This window comes from Halomonas salipaludis (genome assembly GCF_002286975.1).
GTDB lineage: Bacteria > Pseudomonadota > Gammaproteobacteria > Pseudomonadales > Halomonadaceae > Franzmannia > Franzmannia salipaludis.
Genome location: NZ_NSKB01000004.1, coordinates 415,236 through 434,622 on the forward strand (window position 1 = coordinate 415,236; position 19,387 = coordinate 434,622).

General features: G+C 65.5%; 14 protein-coding genes. 8 read left to right on the forward strand and 6 right to left on the reverse strand.

Annotated features, from left to right (window positions below):
• Positions 1 to 12: 12 nt before the first annotated feature.
• From CK498_RS12375 to CK498_RS12385, 3 genes are read right to left on the reverse strand one after another with little or no spacing between them, the layout of a single operon-like run.
• A complete protein-coding gene (locus CK498_RS12375) occupies positions 13 to 1,470 on the reverse strand; it encodes an efflux transporter outer membrane subunit (RefSeq protein ID WP_217987766.1) in 1,458 nt (485 codons plus the stop codon).
• Positions 1,463 to 4,609 carry an efflux RND transporter permease subunit gene (locus CK498_RS12380; RefSeq protein ID WP_095621155.1) on the reverse strand — a complete coding sequence of 1,049 codons (3,147 nt, stop codon included), beginning with the start codon at positions 4,607 to 4,609 and terminating at the stop codon, positions 1,463 to 1,465. The genes CK498_RS12375 and CK498_RS12380 overlap by 8 nt, the downstream gene beginning before the upstream one ends.
• Positions 4,609 to 5,850 (reverse strand): efflux RND transporter periplasmic adaptor subunit, encoded by a 1,242-nt coding sequence (locus CK498_RS12385; RefSeq protein ID WP_095621156.1) that lies wholly within the window; start codon positions 5,848 to 5,850, stop codon positions 4,609 to 4,611. Before CK498_RS12385 ends, CK498_RS12380 begins: the two co-directional genes overlap by 1 nt.
• A gap of 324 nt (positions 5,851 to 6,174) precedes the next feature.
• Here CK498_RS12385 and CK498_RS12390 point away from each other — a divergent pair, with 324 nt between their 5' ends.
• The 4 genes from CK498_RS12390 to CK498_RS12405 all read left to right on the forward strand — a co-directional run bounded on the left by CK498_RS12390 (position 6,175) and on the right by CK498_RS12405 (position 11,243).
• Positions 6,175 to 7,749: a peptide ABC transporter substrate-binding protein gene (locus CK498_RS12390; RefSeq protein ID WP_095621157.1), complete on the forward strand. Its 1,575-nt coding sequence runs from the start codon at positions 6,175 to 6,177 to the stop codon at positions 7,747 to 7,749.
• 61 nt (positions 7,750 to 7,810) lie between these two features.
• Entirely contained in the window at positions 7,811 to 8,737 is a 927-nt protein-coding gene (oppB, locus tag CK498_RS12395; RefSeq protein ID WP_095621158.1) for an oligopeptide ABC transporter permease OppB, read from the forward strand.
• A complete protein-coding gene (locus CK498_RS12400) occupies positions 8,727 to 9,623 on the forward strand; it encodes an ABC transporter permease (protein ID WP_095621159.1) in 897 nt (298 codons plus the stop codon). The genes oppB and CK498_RS12400 overlap by 11 nt, the downstream gene beginning before the upstream one ends.
• 9 nt (positions 9,624 to 9,632) lie before the next feature.
• Positions 9,633 to 11,243 carry an ABC transporter ATP-binding protein gene (locus CK498_RS12405; protein WP_095621160.1) on the forward strand — a complete coding sequence of 537 codons (1,611 nt, stop codon included), beginning with the start codon at positions 9,633 to 9,635 and terminating at the stop codon, positions 11,241 to 11,243.
• Positions 11,244 to 11,259: 16 nt separating this feature from the next.
• Here CK498_RS12405 and CK498_RS12410 read toward each other — a convergent pair whose 3' ends face one another.
• A complete protein-coding gene (locus tag CK498_RS12410) occupies positions 11,260 to 13,155 on the reverse strand; it encodes a sigma 54-interacting transcriptional regulator (RefSeq protein WP_095621161.1) in 1,896 nt (631 codons plus the stop codon).
• A 292-nt stretch (positions 13,156 to 13,447) separates the two neighbouring features.
• Here CK498_RS12410 and CK498_RS12415 point away from each other — a divergent pair, with 292 nt between their 5' ends.
• Genes CK498_RS12415 through cynS form a run of 4 tightly spaced genes read left to right on the forward strand, consistent with a single transcriptional unit; the run spans position 13,448 to position 17,128 of the window.
• Positions 13,448 to 14,863: a CmpA/NrtA family ABC transporter substrate-binding protein gene (locus CK498_RS12415; RefSeq protein WP_095621162.1), complete on the forward strand. Its 1,416-nt coding sequence runs from the start codon at positions 13,448 to 13,450 to the stop codon at positions 14,861 to 14,863.
• A gap of 1 nt (position 14,864) precedes the next feature.
• Entirely contained in the window at positions 14,865 to 15,722 is an 858-nt protein-coding gene (ntrB, locus tag CK498_RS12420; protein WP_095621163.1) for a nitrate ABC transporter permease, read from the forward strand.
• Between the two features lie 16 nt (positions 15,723 to 15,738).
• Complete coding sequence (locus CK498_RS12425) at positions 15,739 to 16,695, forward strand: ABC transporter ATP-binding protein (protein WP_095621164.1); 957 nt, start codon at positions 15,739 to 15,741, stop codon at positions 16,693 to 16,695.
• A complete protein-coding gene (cynS, locus tag CK498_RS12430) occupies positions 16,688 to 17,128 on the forward strand; it encodes a cyanase (protein WP_095621165.1) in 441 nt (146 codons plus the stop codon). Before CK498_RS12425 ends, cynS begins: the two co-directional genes overlap by 8 nt.
• A 4-nt stretch (positions 17,129 to 17,132) precedes the next feature.
• Here the strand turns inward: cynS and CK498_RS12435 are convergent, their stop codons facing one another.
• A complete protein-coding gene (locus CK498_RS12435) occupies positions 17,133 to 17,978 on the reverse strand; it encodes a fructosamine kinase family protein (RefSeq protein ID WP_095621166.1) in 846 nt (281 codons plus the stop codon).
• Between the two features lie 370 nt (positions 17,979 to 18,348).
• Positions 18,349 to 19,380 carry an FUSC family protein gene (locus CK498_RS12440; protein WP_095621167.1) on the reverse strand — a complete coding sequence of 344 codons (1,032 nt, stop codon included), beginning with the start codon at positions 19,378 to 19,380 and terminating at the stop codon, positions 18,349 to 18,351.
• Positions 19,381 to 19,387 lie beyond the last annotated feature (7 nt).

Below are 19,387 nucleotides of genomic sequence, written 5' to 3' on the forward strand. Positions count from 1 at the left end.
TAACGCGAGACGTCAGACATCGCTGGGCTGCTCGCCGGGCAGGTCGCTCTCCCAGCCGCCGCCCAGCGCCTTGAACAGCGTGGCGGTGGCAGTCAAGCGGTCGCGTACCGCCTCGGCCAGGGCCAGCTCGGCAGAGAGCAGCGCACGCTGGGCATCCAGCACTTCGATAAAGCCGACGAAGCCCTCGCGATAGCGCACCTCGGCTAGCTCCTGAGTACGGCGGATGGCCTCGACCTGCTGGCGAGTCGCTTCGACCCGATCACCGCTGGTCTCGTAGCTGACCAGCGCATCGCGCACCTCGTTGAAGGCCAGGTTGACCGTGGCCCGATACTGCGCTTCGGCCTGCTCGGACAGCGCCTCGGCGGTGTCGATGCGCGAGCGTGAGCGGCCGAAGTCGAAGATCGGCCCCATCACCGTGGCCCCCAGCCCCCAGGTCTGAGCCGCCGAGGTGAACAGATCGCTGGCGTCGCCGGCCGCGGTGCCGAGCAGCCCGCTGAGGTTGAGGCTCGGCAGGCGACTGGCCTCGGCGATACCGATACCGGCATTGGCGGCGACCAGGCCGGCCTCGGCAGAGCGAATGTCCGGGCGCCGCTGGAGCAGCGTCGACGGCAGCATGGTCGGCACGCCGGAGGGCAGCGCGATGTCGTCGAGCCGGGTATCGCCGAAGTCGAGCTCATCGAACAGCTCGGCCGGCGACAGCCCCACCAGCGCGGCCAGCGCGCCTTCCAGTGAGCGTACGCGCTGCACCTGAGCCGGCAGCTGGGCGCGGGTGGTCTCGAGCTCCGACTGGGCCTGGCGCAGCGCCAACTCGTCGGTCTCGCCGGAATCGAAGCGAATCTGCTCGAGGCGGAAGGTCTCCTCCCGCGACTCCAGGGTACTCTCGGTGATACGCCGCTGCTGCTCGGCACTCTTGAGGTCGAAGTAGGTCGCCACTACGTCGGTGATCACATTGAGGCGCACCGCATCATGGGCGAACACGCTCTCCTCGAGCAACGCCTCGGAGGCCTCGCGCTCACGCGCCAGCCGCCCCCACAGATCGATCTCATAGCTCAACTGACCGGCCACCGAGAAGGTATTGCCGGTGGATTCGACGCCGAACGGCGAGGTGGTGGCCGGGGTACGTTCACGGGCGGCCTCAGCCTGGGCGCCCACCGAGGGTAGCTGCTCGGCCCGCGCCAGGCCCAGTTGGGCTCGCGCTTCCTGGATCCGCGCCAGCTGCAGGCGGATATCCAGGTTCTCGGCGGTGGCGCGTTCGACCAGCGCGTCGAGCCGCGGGTCCTCGAACTGGCGCCACCAGTGGCGCCACTCGCTGCGCTCCTCCTCGGCCAGCAACACGTGCTCAGGCCACTCGTCGGGCAGGGCGATGTCGGGCGCTCGGTAGTCGGGGCCCACCGCACAGCCGACCAGCAGTGCCGCCAGTATCAGCGGTGCGGCCAGGCGCGAAGCGCCAATGACGTTCGGCTTAGGCATGCTTCTGCTCTCCCTGCTCGAGACGACGGGCACGACGCTCACGTCCACGTGAGCCCAGATCATCCATCATTTTATAGAAGAGTGGCACGAACAGCAGTGCCAGGGTACTGGCGAAGATCATGCCGCCCACCACTACGGTACCGATCTCCTGGCGGCTGGCCGCACCGGCCCCGCTGGCAAATACCAGCGGCAGCGTGCCGATGATGAAGGTCAGCGCGGTCATGATGATGGCGCGGAAACGCTGTTTGGCAGCGGCCATGGCGGCATCGAAGGAGGACATCCCGGCGCGCCGGTTCTGGGCCGCAAACTCGACGATCAGGATGGCATTCTTGGCCGCCAAGCCGATCAGTACCAGCAGGCCGACCTGGAAGTAGATATCGTTGGGGAAGCCGCGCAACATCGCCGCCAGCGACGCCCCCAGCACCCCGAACGGCACCGCCGAGGCGACCGCCAGCGGCAGTGTCCAGCGCTCGTACTGAGCGGCCAGGATCAGGAACACCATCACCAGTCCCAGGCCGAAGGCCAGGCCACCGGCCCCCGCCGCGGCATCGAGCTGATAGGCTTCGCCGGTCCAGCCCAGCGAGGTGTTGCTGTCGGTCAGCACCTCGGCGGCTACCGCGTCCATCGCCTCCTTGGCCTGGCCGGTGGTGTAGCCGGGCGCGGCATCGGCCAGGAACTTGGCGGCGCTGTTGACGTTGAAGCGGTCGATGATGTCGGGGCCCGGGGTGCGCTCCAGCGTCACCAGGGTCGACAGCGGCAGCATCTCACCGGTATCGGAGCGCACGAAGACCTTGTTGAGGTCTTCCGGCTGACCGCGAAACTCGGCCTCCGACTGCAGGTTCACCTGCCAGTTGCGCCCGGCCAGGGTGAAGTCGTTGACGTACAGCGAGCCGAAGGTGCTCTGCATGGTCTCGAAGACCTGGTTGATCGGCACGCCCATGGCGCGGGCCTTCTCGCGATCGACCTCAGCGTGATAGCGCGGAATGCTGGTGTCCAGGGTCGAACGCGCATTGACCAGCTCGGGCCGCTCATTAGCCGCCGCTGAGAGCCGCTGGGCCAGCTCGGCGATCTCGTCAGGCGTGCTGTCGCCGCGCACCTCGAGATAGCCCTCGACGCCGCCGGTCAGCGACAGCCCCTGGATCGGCGGTGGCGTGAAGGCCAGCACGTTGGCCTCGGGAATGCCCGCGCCCATGCCCATGATGCGGCCCGCCAGCGAGGCGGCGTCCTGCCCTTCGCCGGTGCGCTCGCTCCAGTCGGCGAGGTTGGCAAAACCGACCCCGGCGTTGCTGCGCAGCGAGCCGGCAATGATGTCGAAGCCGGCGAAGCTGGTGAACTGGTCCACCTCGTCCATGTCGGTGAGCATCGCCGAGACCTGGTTACGCACGCTCTCGGTGCGCGACAGCGCCGACACCGCCGGCAGCTGGTAGACCACCAGCGCCACGCCCTGGTCCTCCTGGGGCACCAGGCCCGGGGCCATGCGGCTCATCGAGAACAGCGTCGCGGCCAGCACGCCGATGAACAGCACGCAGCCAATGACGGCATGCCGCAACAGCTTGTGTACCACCCAGGCGAAGCCGTTGGTGAGCTTGTCGAAGCCGCGGTTGAACAGCTCGAAGGGCTTGGCCACCTTGTGCGTCTGGCCATCCAGCAGCAGCGCGCACATCGCCGGCGTCAGGGTCAGGGCCACCACTCCGGAGACCACCACCGAGATGGCGATGGTCACCGCGAACTGGCGGTAGAGCTCGCCGGTCAGGCCGCCGAGGAAGGTCACCGGGGCGAATACCGCCACCAGCACCAGGGTCGAGGAGAGCACCGCCCCGGCCACCTGCTGCATGGTCTTGATCGAGGCTTCGCGGGCCTCCATGCCCTTCTCGCGCATCAGCCGGTCGACGTTCTCGAGCACGATGATGGCGTTATCGACCACGATGCCGATTGCCAGCACCAACCCGAACAGCGTCAGCAGGTTGACCGAGAAGCCCAACGCCAGCATGCCGGTGAAGGTGCCGATCAGCGACACCGGGATCGCCGCCACCGGAATCAGCGTGGCGCGCAGGTGCTGCAGGAACAGGAAGGTGACCAGTACCACCAGCACCACCGCGACCAGCAGGGTGATGAACACCTCCTGGATCGAGATTTCGACGAACTCGGTGGTGTCGTAGGGGATGGTGTACTCGACGCCTTCGGGGAAGCGAGTGGCGATGTCATCCAGCGCCTCACGCACCGCGCCGGCGGTTTCCAGGGCGTTGGCCCCGGGCTGCAGGTAGATGCCCATGGGCACCGCATTCTGGCCGTTGTAGGTGGCCGAGAAGGCATAGTTCTGGGCCCCCAGCTCGGCCCGTGCCACATCGCCCAGGCGCAGGCTGCCGCCATCCTCGTCGGCGCGCAGAATGATGTTCTCGAACTCCTCCGGGTCGGAGAGCTGGCCGCGGGTGGTCACCGTGAAGGTGAACGCCTGATCGTCCACCGAGGGCTCGGCGCCCAGCTGACCGGCGGCGAATTGGGCGTTCTGCTCGCGGATCGCCGCGGCCACGTCGGACGGCGTCAGATCGAACTGCGATAGCTTGTCCGGCGACAGCCACACCCGCATCGAATAGTCCTGGGCGCCGAACAGCGAGGCATCGCCCACCCCGGGAATCCGTACCAGCTCGTCGAGTACGTTGAGCAGCGCATAGTTGGAGATGAACAGCGGGTCCTGGCTGCCGTCCGGCGAATACATCACCGGCACCATCAGAATGTTGGTGGAGCGCGCCTCGACCCGCACCCCCTGGTCGCGAACCTGCTGCGGCACGCGTGCCAGGCCGGCCTGCACGCGGTTGTTGACGTTGATCGCCGCCTGGTCAGGGTCGGTACCCATCTCGAACGAGACAGTGATCTGCAGGCTGCCGGCATCGGTGGCACTCGACTCCATGTAGATCATGTCATCGACGCCGTTGATCTCCTGCTCGAGCGGCGCGGCCACCGCCTCGGACAGCACCTCGGCGCTGGCGCCGGGGTAGCTGGCCTGCACTACGATCTGCGGCGGCACCACGTCGGGGTACTGCTCCACCGGTAGTGCGCGCAGCGCGGCAAGCCCCGCCAGCACGATGACGATAGAGATGACCGAAGCGAAGATCGGCCGGTCAATGAAGAACCTGAGCATCACGCCTCCTCGTCATCGGGGACTTGCTGTTCAGCGTCGAACGCCGACTGCTCGGCTTCTTCGGCGGCCTCCTCGTCGTCCTCGACCTCGGACGCCGAGACATCCATGCCGTCCTGCAGCGCCACCTGGCCGTTGACCACCACCCGCTCGCCGCGCTCGAGACCGTCGATGATGATCTGCTGGCCCTGCTGCACAGGCCCCAGTTGCACGCTGCGTGCCTGGGCCTTGTTCTCGTCGTCGACGACGAATACCTGAGGGCCATCGACGCCCTGGCCGACTGACTGAGGCGGTATCAGGAAGGCATCCTCGAGGGTCTGCACCACCACCCGCACACGCACGAACTGCCCCGGCACCACCTCGCCGTCGGGGTTGGGGAAGACCGCCCGCGCCGACACGCTGCCGGTGCGCGGGTCGATGGTGCTGTCGGTGAAGTCGACCTGACCAGCCTGCTCATAGTCGCTGCCGTCAGGCAGGATCAGCGTCGCCTCGCGGGGCGACTCGGCACCGCTGGCGGCCATCGCCCGGCGCGCGGTACGCTGCAGGGCAGCATCGTTCTCGGGCAACGAGAAGCGCACGTGGATCGGATCCTGCTGGGTGACGCTGGTCAGCAGTTGGCCACGATCGATCAAACTGCCTTCCGGGAAGCTCTCGAGCCCGGTCACCCCGGCCAGCGGCGCAGTGACCTCGGTGTAGTCGAGATTGAGCTGGGCGTCGGCGACGCCGGCATCGGCCAGGGCATAGCGCGCCTCGGCCAGCTCGCGTCCCGACAGGGCAGTATCACGCTCACGCTCGCTGACCGCGTTCTGATCGAACAGCGACGAGATCCGCTGCCACTCGCGGCGCGCCTGGTTGAGATCGGCCTGGGCATTGGCCCGCTCGGCCTCGGCGCGGCGCAGAGCGATCTCGTAGGGCTCGCGGTCGATGCGAAACAGCGCTTCGCCCTCCTCGACCATCTGACCCTCGGTATAGAGGCGCTCCTGCAGGATCCCCTCGACCCGGGCGCGCACCTCGACCTCACGCGAGCCGCGGGCGCGCCCGGCGTACTCCTGCACCACCTCGACGTCGCGCGGCTCGACGCTGATCACCGATACCGTGGTCGGCGGTGGCCCGCCCGCCTCGCCGCCCGGAGGCCCCTCCTCATCCTCGCCGTTCTGACCACAGGCCGCCAAGCCTACGCTGATCAGCCCTGCCAACAGCAGGGTTCGAATCGGGGTCACGCCCGCTCGGGGTGCCAGTCGCATGAGGTGCCTCCAGGTGTGAAACGTATAAGTGGCTCCGTCCTCGAGCCACCGGGAAAGGTGCGCATTATAGTTACATTCATGTATGTATGCCAGGCTTGTACCAGGTCAATTTATGTGAACAGCCGGCACCCTATTACCTCAACCTAGCTTTAGGTCAAGCGTCGATGCCGGCGTCAACCATTTGGGCATCAATCAGGAAAAGTTTAGATACAAATAATATCAGTTTCATTCAAACGAATGCCCTAATGTTGACTGGTAATGCATGGCGCCAGAGATCCTGGCACCGCTTACCACAAACAACGATAAGTTCAGGAGTGATCCTCTATGCTTAAACAACGCGCCCTGCTTGGGGCCTGCCTCACCGCCGGACTGCTGTCCTCCCCCCTGTATGCCGATACCCTGCGAATCTCGATCATGGGTGAGCCCGCCTCACTCGACCCACACAAGATCAGTGGCACCTGGGAAAACGACGTGGCCGGCGACCTCTTCGAAGGCCTGATCACCGAGGCCGCCGACGGCGAGCGCATCCCCGGCGTCGCCGAGTCCTGGGAGATCTCCGATGACGGCACCGTCTATACCTTTACACTGCGCGAGGATGCTCGCTGGTCGGATGGCGAACCGGTCACCGCCGAGGACTTCGTATTCGCGTTCCGTCGCATCCTGACGCCTGCCACCGCCGCCGACTATGCCTACCTGCTCTACCCGGTGAAGAATGCCGAGGCCGTCTACAGCGAGGGCGCCGACCCGGAAACTCTGGGTATCGAAGCCCTCGATGCGCATACCCTGCAGATCACCCTCGAGCGCTCGACGCCCTACTTCCTCGACCAGCTCTCCCACTACACCGCCTATCCAGTGCCGCGTCACGTGGTCGAGGAGCATGGCGACGCCTGGTCGCGCCCCGGCAACATGGTCTCCAATGGTCCCTTCGCCCTGCAGCGCTGGCAGTCCCAGACGCGCATCGAAGCGGTCAGGAACGAACATTTCCATAGCCATGACGATGTCGCCCTGGAGCGGGTCATCTACTTCCCCATCGAGGAGCGCAACACTGCCCTGAATCGCTTCCGGGCCGGCGAGATCGACGTTGCCAGGGACTTTCCCACCCAGCAGTACGACTGGTTGCAGGACAACCTACCCGAAGCCACCCAAACCGCGCCTTTCCTGGGCATCTACTACTTCGTGGTCAACTCCCGCGACGGCCACCCCACCGCCGACCCGCGTGTGCGCGAGGCGCTGAGCCTGGCTACCCGCCGCGAAGTCATTACCGAGCAGATCCTCGGCACCGGCGAGGAGCCCGCCTATAGTTTCGTCCCCCCCGGTGTCAGCCACTACCAGCCCCAGCAGCCCGAGTGGGTAGAGCTGAGCCAGGACGAACGCATGAGCCGTGCCAGCGAGCTGATGCAGGACGCCGGCTATGGCCCCGATAACCCGCTGGAGCTAATGCTGCGCTACAACACCAGCGAGGATCACCGCCGCGTCTCGATCGCCTTGGGTGCAATGTGGGAACCACTCGGTGTCGAGGTCGACCTCTACAACTCCGAGGTGGCCGTCCACTACGCCGACCTGCGTCAGGGTGACTTCGACGTCGGACGCGCCGGCTGGATCGGCGACTACAACGATGCCCAGAACTTCCTGAGCCTGCTGGAGAGCGGGGTCGCCAACAACTATGGCGCATACAGCAACCCGGAGTTCGACTCCCTCATGGTCGAAGCCAGCGAGACCCAGGATCTCGACGAGCGCGGCGAGATCATGGCCCAGGCCGAGCGCTTGGCGCTCGACGATGCCGCCGTCTTGCCGATCTACTACTACGTCTCGCGCAATCTGGTGAACCCATCGCTGCAGGGCTGGGAGAACAATATCGAGGATATCCACCGCTCGCGCTGGGTCTCCTTCGAGGACTGAACGCCACTTCTCCTGAACGCATCGCAAAGGCCTCGGACTCCCGGGGCCTGGGGATACCTGTATGCTCTACTATGTCGGCAAACGCCTGTTACAGGCCATACCCACGCTGTTGATCGTCATTACCGTGTCGTTTTTCCTGATGCACATGGCACCCGGCGGCCCCTTCGACGGCGAGCGCCAGCTACCCGCCGAAATCGAAGCCAACCTGCTGGCCACCTATCATCTCGACCAGCCGGTGTGGAAACAGTACCTGCTCTATATGGGCAATCTGCTGCAGGGCGATTTCGGCCCCTCGTTTCGCTACAAGGATTTCACCGTCACCGAGCTGATCATGCAGGGCTTTCCGGTCAGTCTCGAGCTCGGCCTGTGGGCCATCGGCCTGGCACTGCTGATCGGCCTGCCAATGGGCATCGTCGCCGCCATTAGGCGCAACTCCACGGTTGACTACATGGTCATGGGCACCGCCCTTGCCGGCGTGGCCGTGCCCAACTTCGTGATCGCCCCGCTGCTCGCCCTGGTGTTCGGTGTGCTCCTCGCCTGGCTCCCCGTCGGCGGCTGGAACGATGGCCACTGGCGCAACATGGTGCTACCAGTGGTGGCCCTCTCCATCCAGCAGATCGCCTATATCGCGCGCATGATGCGCGCCAGCATGATCGAGGTGCTCGGCAGCCAGTACATCCGTACCGCCCGCGCCAAGGGGCTGGCCGAGTATGAGGTGATCTGGGGCCATGCCCTGCGCCCCGCTCTATTGCCGGTGGTCTCCTACCTCGGCCCGGCCATCGCCGGCATCATCACCGGCTCGGTGGTCATCGAGCAGATCTTCGGCATTCCCGGCATCGGCCGCTACTTCGTCCAGGGGGCGCTCAATCGCGACTACACCCTGGTGATGGGCACGGTGGTGTTCTATGGCGCACTGATCGTGCTGATCAACCTGATCGTCGATCTCCTCTACTCCGCCCTCGACCCGCAGATTCGCTATGACCACTGAACCGACTCCCACGACGCTGCCTTTCGATGGCAACAGCGCAGGTGAAAGCCTGGCCGGCGACGCCTGGCGTCGTCTCAAGCAGAACCGTGCCGCCACCTTCAGCCTGTTTCTGCTCGGGCTGATCGCCATCGCCTGCGTGGCCGGCCCCTGGCTGACGCCATGGGGGCTCAACGAGGTCGACTGGAACGCCTTCACCGCACCGCCCAGCATTGCCGACGGTCACTATGCCGGCACCGACGCCAACGGCCGCGACTTGCTCACCCGTACCCTCTATGGCGGCCAGATATCGCTCTCGGTGGCGCTGGTCGCGACCCTCGTCTCGCTGGTGATCGGCGTACTCTACGGGGCCATCGCCGGTTACATGGGTGGGCGCGTCGACAACCTGATGATGCGCTTCGTCGATATCATGTACTCGCTGCCCTTCATGTTCCTGGTGATCCTGCTGATGGTGGTGTTCGGCCGCAACATCCTGCTGATCTATGCCGCCATCGGCGCCGTGGAGTGGCTCGACATGTCGCGTATCGTGCGCGGCCAGACGCTGGCCTTGAAACGCCGCGAGTTCGTCGAGGCGGCGCATGCCCTCGGCGTCAAAAGCACCACCATCGTCACCCGTCACCTGATCCCCAATACCCTGGGGCCGGTGATCGTCTACGTGACCCTGACGGTACCCAAGGTCATCCTGCTGGAGAGCTTCCTGTCATTTCTCGGCCTCGGCGTCCAGGAACCGATGACCAGCTGGGGGGTGCTGATCAGCGAGGGCAAGGACATGATGCAGAGCGCCCCCTGGATGCTGCTGGTGCCCTCCGCCTTCCTGGCCATCACCCTGCTATGTCTCAACTTTCTGGGCGACGGCCTGCGTGACGCCCTCGACCCCAAGACTCGCTGAGGAAGCCCGATGACGACACCTCTACTTGAAATCGACCGGCTGCGTGTCGACTTCCACCTGCCCCAAGGCACGGTCTCGGCGGTCAAGTCTCTCGACCTGCATATTGCCCCAGGCGAAACCCTGGCACTGGTGGGTGAGTCAGGCTCCGGCAAGTCGATCTCTTCGCTTGCCATCATGCGCTTGCTACCTGATCTCGCCGAGCCCAGCGGCAGCATACGCTGGCACGGCAAGCGGGGCGAAGAAGCGCTGCTCGACACCCCTTTGCGCCGTATGCGCCAGATACGCGGCAACGAGATATCGATGATTTTTCAGGAGCCGATGACCTCGCTCAACCCCCTGATGCGCATCGGTGATCAGGTGCGCGAGGTACTCAAGAAGCACACCTCGCTGCGTGGCAAAACCGCCGATGAGCGGGTCATAGAGCTGTTCGAGCAGGTTGGGATCCCCGAGCCCCGGCGTCGCATCGCCAGCTACCCTTACGAACTCTCCGGTGGCCAGCGCCAGCGGGTGATGATCGCCATGGCCCTGGCCTGCGAGCCCAAGTTGCTGATCGCCGACGAGCCGACCACCGCACTCGACGTCACCGTGCAGGCGCAGATCCTGCGCCTGCTCAAGGATCTACAGCAGCGCTACGGCATGGCGATCCTGTTCATTACCCACGACCTGGGGGTCGTGCGTCACTTCGCCGACCGGGTCTGCGTGATGCGCCACGGTGAGATCGTCGAGACAGCCTCGACTCAGGCCCTCTTCAGCGCTCCCCAACACCCCTATACGCGGATGCTGATCGAGGCCGAGCCCAGCGGCCGCAAGGCGCCGGTCGACCCCAGCCTCCCGGTGCTGCTCGAGGCACGTGACATCAAGGTAAGGTTCGCGCTCAAGAAGCGCCTGTTTCGCCCCAGCGAGTATTTCGACGCGGTGCGCGGTATCGATCTCGACATCCGCCGCGGGCAGACACTGGGCATCGTCGGCGAGTCGGGATCCGGCAAGTCGACGCTGGGGCGCGCCCTGCTGCGCCTGCTCGAGAGCTCAGGCGACGTGCGCTTCGACGAGACCGACCTGACCCATCTGGACGGCAGTGCCATGCGCCCGATTCGCTCGAGGATGCAGGTGGTATTCCAGGATCCCTTCGGTTCGCTTTCACCTCGCTTGACGGTCGGCGAAATCGTCAGCGAGGGGCTACGAGTGCACTATCCGCTGCTGACACGCCGTGAGCGCGAGGCCCGGGTCATCGAGACACTCGAGGAGGTCGCCCTCGATCCCGCCATGCGCAAGCGCTATCCCCATGAGTTCTCCGGTGGGCAACGCCAGCGCATCGCCATCGCTCGCGCGCTGGTACTCAAACCGGAATTCCTGCTCCTCGACGAACCCACCTCGGCACTGGATAGGTCGGTACAGGCCACGGTGATCGAGCTGCTGCGCACGTTGCAGGCCAAGCACGACCTCACCTACCTGTTTATCAGCCACGACCTGGCGGTGGTGCGCGCCCTGGCCGATAGCGTGATCGTGATGCGTCAGGGCGAGGTGGTGGAGCAAGGCGAGACCGAGGCGCTGTTCCGCTCCCCACGCGACGCCTACACCCGAGAGCTGATGCGGGCGGCCTTCCTCGACGCGGTCTCCTAGGCTCACAAGGCGCGGTTCAACGCCGATAGTCGCGCGGCTCGACGCCCCACTTGCGCAGCCGTGAGAACAGCGTAGTGGGCTTGAGGCCCAGCAGCTCGGCGGCGCCATCGCGGCCCGAGACCTTACCCGCACAGCGCTGCAGCGCGGCGATGGCGTTGTCGCGCTGGCGGCGGCACAGCTCCTGCTCCGGCAGCGGCGCGCTGGCGTCCGCTGCCGTGGCCGCCGGCTCGGGTGGCTCACGGCGCGGACTCGGCGGCTCGCCGAGCAGCAGGTCGTCGAATACCAGGCGGCGATCCTGGGTAACGATCACCTGGCGCTCGATGACGTTCTCCAGTTCGCGAATATTGCCCGGCCACGGGTAGCGCTGCAGGATCTGCAGTTGGGCCGGCGGAATCCTCACCCCCGGCTTGTTGAACTTCTGGCAGGCGCGCTGCAGGAAGTGCCGGGCCAGCAGCGGCACATCCTCGATGCGGCTGCGCAGCGGCACCGACTCGATGGGAAACACATTGAGGCGAAAATAGAGATCCTCGCGAAACTCGCCGGCCTCGATCATTTCACGCAAGTCGCGGTTGGTGGCGGCGATCACCCGCACATCCACCTCGCGTGTGCGATTGCCGCCAATGCGTTCGAACTGCTGGTCCTGCAGCACCCGCAGCAGCTTGCTCTGAAGCGCCAGCGGGATTTCGCCCACCTCGTCGAGGAACAAGGTGCCGCCGTCGGCCAACTCGAAGCGCCCCGGTCGGTCGTTGACCGCGCCGGTAAAGGCGCCCTTCACATGGCCGAAGAACTCGCTCTCGAACAGGTCGTGGGGAATTGCCGCGCAGTTGACGCGAATCAGCGGTCGGTCGCTACGCTCGCTGCCGACGTGAATCGCGCGTGCAATCAGCTCCTTGCCGGTGCCCGACTCGCCGCTGATCAGGACGTTGGCATCGGTGGGCGCTACCAGCGCGATCTGGCGAATCAGCTGCGCCACCGCAGGGCTCTCGCCGACGATCTCGCGGTGGTTGAGCTCGGCCTTGATCTCCTCCTGCAGGTACTGGTTCTCGAGTTCGAGACGCTGCTTGAGCGACTCGACCTCGGCCAGGGCATCGCGCAGCCGCTGCTCGGCGCGCTTGCGCTCGCGAATATCGCGAAACAGCACCACTGCCCCCACCAACCGGCCCATCTCGAAGATCGGCGTGCTGGTGTACTCCACCGGGATCGCCTCGCCGTTCTTGTGCCAAAACACCTCGTCGTCGACGCGATGCACCTGGCCGTCGCTGAACGAGGCGTGGATCGGGCACTGCTGCACCGGAAAGTGGCTACCGTCGGCACGGGTGTGGTGAAACATCAGGTGGGCATCGTGACCGACCATGTCGTCGCTACTCCAGCCCAGGATGCGCTCCGCGGCAGGGTTGACGAAGGTGGTCTTGCCCTCGGCGTCGAGGCCGTAGATGCCTTCCCCCGCCGCACCCAGGATCAGCTGGTTCTGGCGCTCGATACGCTCGAAGACCTGCTCGACCCGCTCCCAGCCGACATGGCCGCGGCGATGCTGGCGACGCAGGTCGGCCTTGGCCCGGCGCTGCTCGGCCTGATCGCGGTCGGTCAGGGTCAACAGCAGCGTCTGGCCGTCGTCGAGGCGCTGGCCGAACACCTCGACGTGGTGCGGCTGTCGGGTCAGGTCGAGCACCACCAGGTCATCCGACCAGCCCGGGGAGCGGGTCAGCACTTCGTCGGTAAAGCTCACCCACAGCGGCAGCGATGCCCCCAGGCAGTGGCTGAAGGGTCGCGCCGACAGCGCCGCGGCGTCACCTCCCAGCAGTCGGCTAGCGGCGGGATTGGCCTCCAGCAGGCGATCAGCTAACGGATCGACCACCAGCATGGCCTGGGGCGATTGCAGGAAGACACGCTGGTGCAGCGAGGCAGGGCTCATGGCAGCTCTCCTGAGTGGGGCATGCCCTAGGTCATTCAAAACCCGCGCCAGTGACGATATTTCGTATAAAAACCAACGAAATATCGTAGATTGCGAGATTTCGTGATTGCCAACCGCCCCTTCCCAGGCGCCATGCAATGCCGCCAACCCACTGTATAGAAACGACTATCTTTCCCTTGGCGGCAACTGGCACGGGCCTGGCAATGGTTGCCTCAGCGTCGCTGTGACTCCCAGCACTGCACCACCGTGACGCATCCCGATATCCCATTGCTTCCATGAGGTGAACAACAACATGAGCGATCGCAACGACCACAACAGCCTGGGCAACCCCTTCGACCACCGCCAGTCGTTGACTCATGGCCGCCATTGCGACTGTCACGACTGCCGCCAAGACGCCGCGGCACACCTCGCCTCCGATGGTGCCAAGCGCGACGCCGCGCAGCCGGCCAACAGCGAAGAGATGATGGATCGAGTGGTGGAAAGCGCCCTGGTGCGCGGCATGTTCGGCCATAGCGACATGCATCGCCGCCAATTCATGAAGCTGGTCGGCGGCGGTACCGCGGCCGCCGCTCTGGCCAGCCTGTTTCCGATGGACGCCATCAAGGCCGCCGTCAAGGAGGACCTCGGCCCGCTGGAGAAGACCCAGCTCAATGTCGGCTTCGTGCCGATTACCTGTGCCACACCGATCATCATGGCCCACCCGATGGGCTTCTATGAGCGCTATGGCCTCGACGTCTCGGTCATCAAGACCGCCGGCTGGGCGGTAGCCCGGGACAAGTCACTCAATCGCGAGTACGACGCTGCCCATATGCTCACCCCGATGCCGCTGGCGATGAGTCTCGGCGCCGGCTCTAGTCCCGAGCCCTTCATCATGCCCGCCGTGGAGAACATCAACGGCCAGGCGATCGTGCTGCACAACGACCATCAGGACAAACGCGACCCGCAGCAGTGGCAGGGCTTCACCTTCGGCGTACCCTTCGAGTACTCGATGCATAACTTCCTGCTGCGCTACTACGTTGCCGAGCACGGCCTCGACCCCGACCAGGACATCCAGATCCGCGTCATCCCGCCGCCCGAGATGGTCGCCAATCTGCGCGCCGGCAATATCGACGGCTTCCTGTCGCCGGATCCCTTCAACCAGCGCGCGGTCTACGAGCGCATCGGCTTCATTCATCTGCTGACCAAGGAGATCTGGGACGGCCACCCGTGCTGCGCCTTCGCCACCAGTGCCCAGTTCGCGCGCGAGAATCCCAACACCTATGGCGCCCTGTTGAGGGCGATCATCGATGCCACCCAGTACTCCTCCAACCCCGAGAACCGCTCGGAGATTGCCGAGGCCATCGCCCCCACCAACTACCTCAACCAGCCGGTCACGGTCATCGAGCAGGTACTGACCGGCACCTTTGCCGATGGCCTGGGTGAAGTACAGCGAGTACCCGATCGCATCGACTTCGACCCCTTCCCCTGGCACTCCATGGCGGTGTGGATCCTGACCCAGATGAAACGCTGGGGCTATATCGACGACCACGTCGACTATCAGCAGGTCGCCCGCGACGTCTACCTCGCCAGCGACGCTCGCGAGGTGATGCGCGAGCTGGGCTACGACGCGCCGGAGGAGAACTCGCGCAACTACCAGATCATGGGCAAGACCTTCGACTACACCCAGCCCGAGGCCTACATCGAAAGCTTCGATATCCGGAGGAGCTGACATGGATCGCACGACCACCGAGTGGAACGTCAGCCTCAACGCGCGCGCCAGCCTGCTGGCGGTGGTGCTCCTGGTCCTCGGCCTGGGGCTCTGGGAGGGGCTTAATCAGGTGCCGATACTGGGCGGCGGCGGGGAACTCAGCGAGTACGAACAGCTGATGGCCGGCGCCGACGAAACCGCCAAGGTACCGCCACCGTCGGAAGTGCTGGTGCGCGCCTGGGAGGAGCTCTCCAACCCCTTCTATGATGCCGGCCCCAACGACAAGGGCATCGGCATCCAGTTGGGCTATTCGCTATATCGCGTGCTCACGGGCTACCTGCTGGCGGCAGTAATCGCCATTCCGCTGGGCTTTCTGATCGGCATGTCGCCGCTGATGTACAAGGCGCTCAATCCCTATATCCAGGTGCTCAGGCCGATCTCGCCGCTGGCCTGGATGCCGCTGGCGCTGTTCATCATCCAGGACTCCGAGGCCTCGGCGATCTTCGTGATCTTCATCTGCTCGATCTGGCCGATGCTGCTGAATACCGCCTTCGGCGTGGCCGGGGTCAGGCAGGACTGGGTCAACGTCGCGCGCACTCATGAGCTGTCGCCGCTCAAGACCGCCTTCCAGGTGATCCTGCCCGCCGCGGCACCGACCATCCTCACCGGCATGCGCATCTCCATCGGCATCGCCTGGCTGGTGATCGTCGCCGCCGAGATGCTCGTCGGCGGTACCGGCATCGGCTACTACGTGTGGAACGAGTGGAACAACCTCGACCTGACCAGCGTGATCTTCTCGATCCTGATGATCGGCGTGGTGGGCATGCTGCTCGACCTGGCCCTCGGTGCCGTCGCCAAGCTGGTCGCCTACCAGGAATAACCTTCAGGAGAGAGACATGAGTCACGCCTTCGTAGAAGTCCAGCAAGCCGCCAAGCGCTTTCCCGGCGCCAAGGGCGAGCCAGACCTGACAGTGTTCGAGAACGTCAGCTTCCAGCTCGAGAAAGGCGAATTCGTCTGCATCATCGGCCACTCCGGCTGCGGCAAGTCGACGATCATGAACGCCCTGGCCGGCCTCGATCAATTCAGCGATGGCACCATGGTGATGGAGGGCAAGGAGATCGACGGCCCGGGCCTCGAGCGCGGCGTAGTGTTCCAGAACTACAGCCTGCTGCCGTGGCTGTCGGCGCTGGAGAATGTGCGCTTCGGCGTGCGCGCCCGCTGGAAGGCATGGAGCGACGCCAAGGTTACCGAGCATAGCCTCGCCTATCTCGAGATGGTCGGCCTCAAGGACGTGGTGGGCCGCAAGCCGGCGCAGCTCTCCGGCGGCATGCGCCAGCGGGTGAGTATCGCTCGCGCTTTCGCCACCAAGCCCAAGCTGCTGCTGCTCGACGAACCCTTCGGGGCGCTGGACGCCCTGACCCGCGGCGTCATCCAGGACGAGCTGATCAAGATCTGGAGCCAGGATCAGCAGACGGTGTTCATGATCACCCACGACGTCGACGAGGCGATCCTGCTCGCCGATCGCATCCTGCTGATGACCAACGGCCCCGAGGCGCGTATCGCCGAAGCCGTCGAGATCGACCTGCCACGGCCGCGCCAGCGCGGCGAGATCGTCAAGCATCCGCACTTCTACACCATCCGCAACTACCTGGTGGATTTCCTGGTGAACCGCTCCGGCGAGCTGCGCACCGCCGATCTCGACCGGCGCGGATTGCGCTACCCCGAAGCGGTCAACCCGGTCGAGCGCGCCTCGGCCGACACCCCGGCGGCATCCGATGGCCAGCGCGCCTCGGCCGACACCACCCACGATACCCTGGTTACCTTTACTCCCAAGGAGACGCATCATGGATAAACTCGAAATGCGCCACACCCTGCTCGCCGCCAAGGCCCGCAAACAGCTCAGTTGGGACGCTATCGGCAGCGCCGTCGGCATGTCACCGGTATGGGTCGCCTCGGCCTGCTACGGCATGAACAGTGCCAGCCACGAGGTGGCCCACAAGCTGTGCGACGTGCTCGGCGTCGACAGCGAGGCGGCCGACGCGCTCAAGGCCTTCCCCACCAAGGCCTGGGACGAGGCGATCCCCCAGGATCCCTTCGTCTATCGCCTCTACGAGGTGGTGGGCGTCTACGGCGAAACGCTCAAGGACGTGGTCCAGGAGAAATTTGGCGACGGCATCATGAGCGCCATCGACTTCACCATGGAGGTCGACAAGGTCGAGGATCCCAAGGGCGACCGGGTACTACTGACCCTCAGCGGCAAGTTCCTGCCCTATAGGTCTTGGTAAACAGCTAGTCCTGGTAAGCCTCGACCCGCGCCACCACCCGCTCGACTCCGCCGCGATAGCCAGCGCCGAACAGCAGCAGGTGGTTGAGCAGCGGATAGAGCTGGAACAGCGCCTCACGCCTCGGCCAGTCGGCCGGGGCGTCACCGTTCCAGTAGGCCTCGAAGAAGGCCTCCCCGGGAGCGCCGAACAGCGTCAACATGGCCAGGTCGACCTCCGGGTAGTGGCGATACACCGCCGGATCGATCAGCGCCGGCCCGCGCGGGGTATACAGCAGGTTGCCGCTCCACAGATCGCCGTGCAGCAGGCTGGCCTGAGCATCCGGCAGCCAGCGCTCCAGACCTTCGGCCAGGGTTTCGATGCGCTGGCGGAGGCCGGCGTCCAGCAGGCCGCGTTCATGGCAGGCGGCGGCCAGCGGCAGCAGGCGTCGCTGGCGCTGAAACGCCCGCCCGTCGGCCAGCGGTGCATTGGGCTGAGGGGTCAGCCCACAAGCATTGTCCCGCGGCCAGCCGTGCTCGTCTGCGCGGTATGCGTGCAGTGCCCGCAGCCCCTGGCCAAGCGCCAAGGCATCCCCCGCCTCGCGCCGCGAGACGTGCAGCGCCTCCATCACCAGCCACTCGTCCGCCTGGCCCAGCACCTCGGGCACCACCAGGCCGCTATCGGCGGCGCGCAGCGCCGCCAGGCCATCGGCCTCACCGGCCAGCCGCTGGCCATCGTCACGCTTGACCACCACCGCGCCCTGGTCGGTGTCGAGCCGGTAGACGGTGGCGATGTCGCCCCCTGACATGGAGCGAAGTTCGCCCCGCGGCGTCAGCGCCAGCGACGCCAGCAGCTCCTCCAGTGATGCGTCCATGATGCCCTCCCCTGATGGTGTCGGCTGGTCCCATCTTGCCATAACCGACCAGGGCGATTGCAGATAGGCAGCACCGCTCGGAACTTATCCGTCGACAGGCCTGCGAGGAGGCGCTGTGAACCCATCCCTGGGCGCTATCTTGCGCCATCCATGGCGCAAACCTCCTCTTCGGTCTGTCCCCGGCGTCCTTCGCTTAGAGGTAACTGCGATAGCCCTCCATGCCCCTCCTCGACTGGCAAAGCCTGCTTGGCTATGGCACAAGGGGCGCAATACATCCGAGAGGAGCGACACCCCGCCGCCCCCTGGTGGCAACGGTTGGCTTCAACCCTGGCGGCACGACTGGGCCGGCGATCGGCCCTGGCATGTCCCCTCAAGGACGCGATGCCCCCACGTCCCGCTCGTCTCCCAGGATCAATAACTCCAGCAGGCTGGTGAGAAAGGCCGCCACCAGGGCCCCGGTGAGGGTCAGGGTGACCCGCGACACCATGGCATCCAGCGGCGCCTGGGTGGTCAGGCTCCCCACCACCAGGGCGATCGTCACCGAGAAAGCGAACTGGTAGACCATCGGCGGGTGGCGGCCCCGCATCATGCGGCTGGCGAGGAAGAGCCCGGCCAGGAAGATCAGCAGCAGCAGGATGGGAAGGTGCGCCACCAGGGTGGCAATCCCCAGGATCAACAGTGCCAGGCCGCCGCCGACCAAGGTCGCGAAGGTACGCTGCCACGCCTCGGCGAAGAGTCGCTCGCGAGTCGGGAAGACCAGGACGAAGACGGCCGCGAGCGCCAGCATTAAGCTGGACTCGTCCACCACCGTATAGAGCCAGAGCACCAGCAACAGCAGCACACAGCCCCGGATCAGCGCACGCATGCCATGATGGCCCTCGCTCGCCGGCCGGTGGTCTTCGACGAAGCGCTCCTTCGATGCCGGCGGCAGCAGCGCATAGAGCACCGGGATGACGACCAGGGCCACCAGCCCCGCCTCGATGAAGGCATCGCGCACCACCTCCATGGCCAGGGGGGAACTCATCCCCATCACCGACATCAGCACGATGCCGATCAGCAGCAGCATGCCGATGGGACTCCCCGTGCGCAGGATCAGGTAATAGGCCAGCACGCTGTTGATGCCGACCAGCAGGATCAGCACCGCGGGCATGGGGCGCGTAAGCGAGACCAGGGCGGCATAGAGCGACATGATGACGATCATCGCCAGAGGGCCGCCGATGGCTTTCCTGGGATCGAAGGCCCGGCGCATCCCGCCCATCAAGCCCACCATGAGCACCGGAATGACCATCGGCAGGGACGACTGCAGCAAGAGGGCTACCAGCAGGCCAATGACGGCTGCAGTGGCCAGGCGAAACGCGAACAGCGGATCGTCCTCGACGCGCGGTCCCGGTGCGACATACATGACGGAG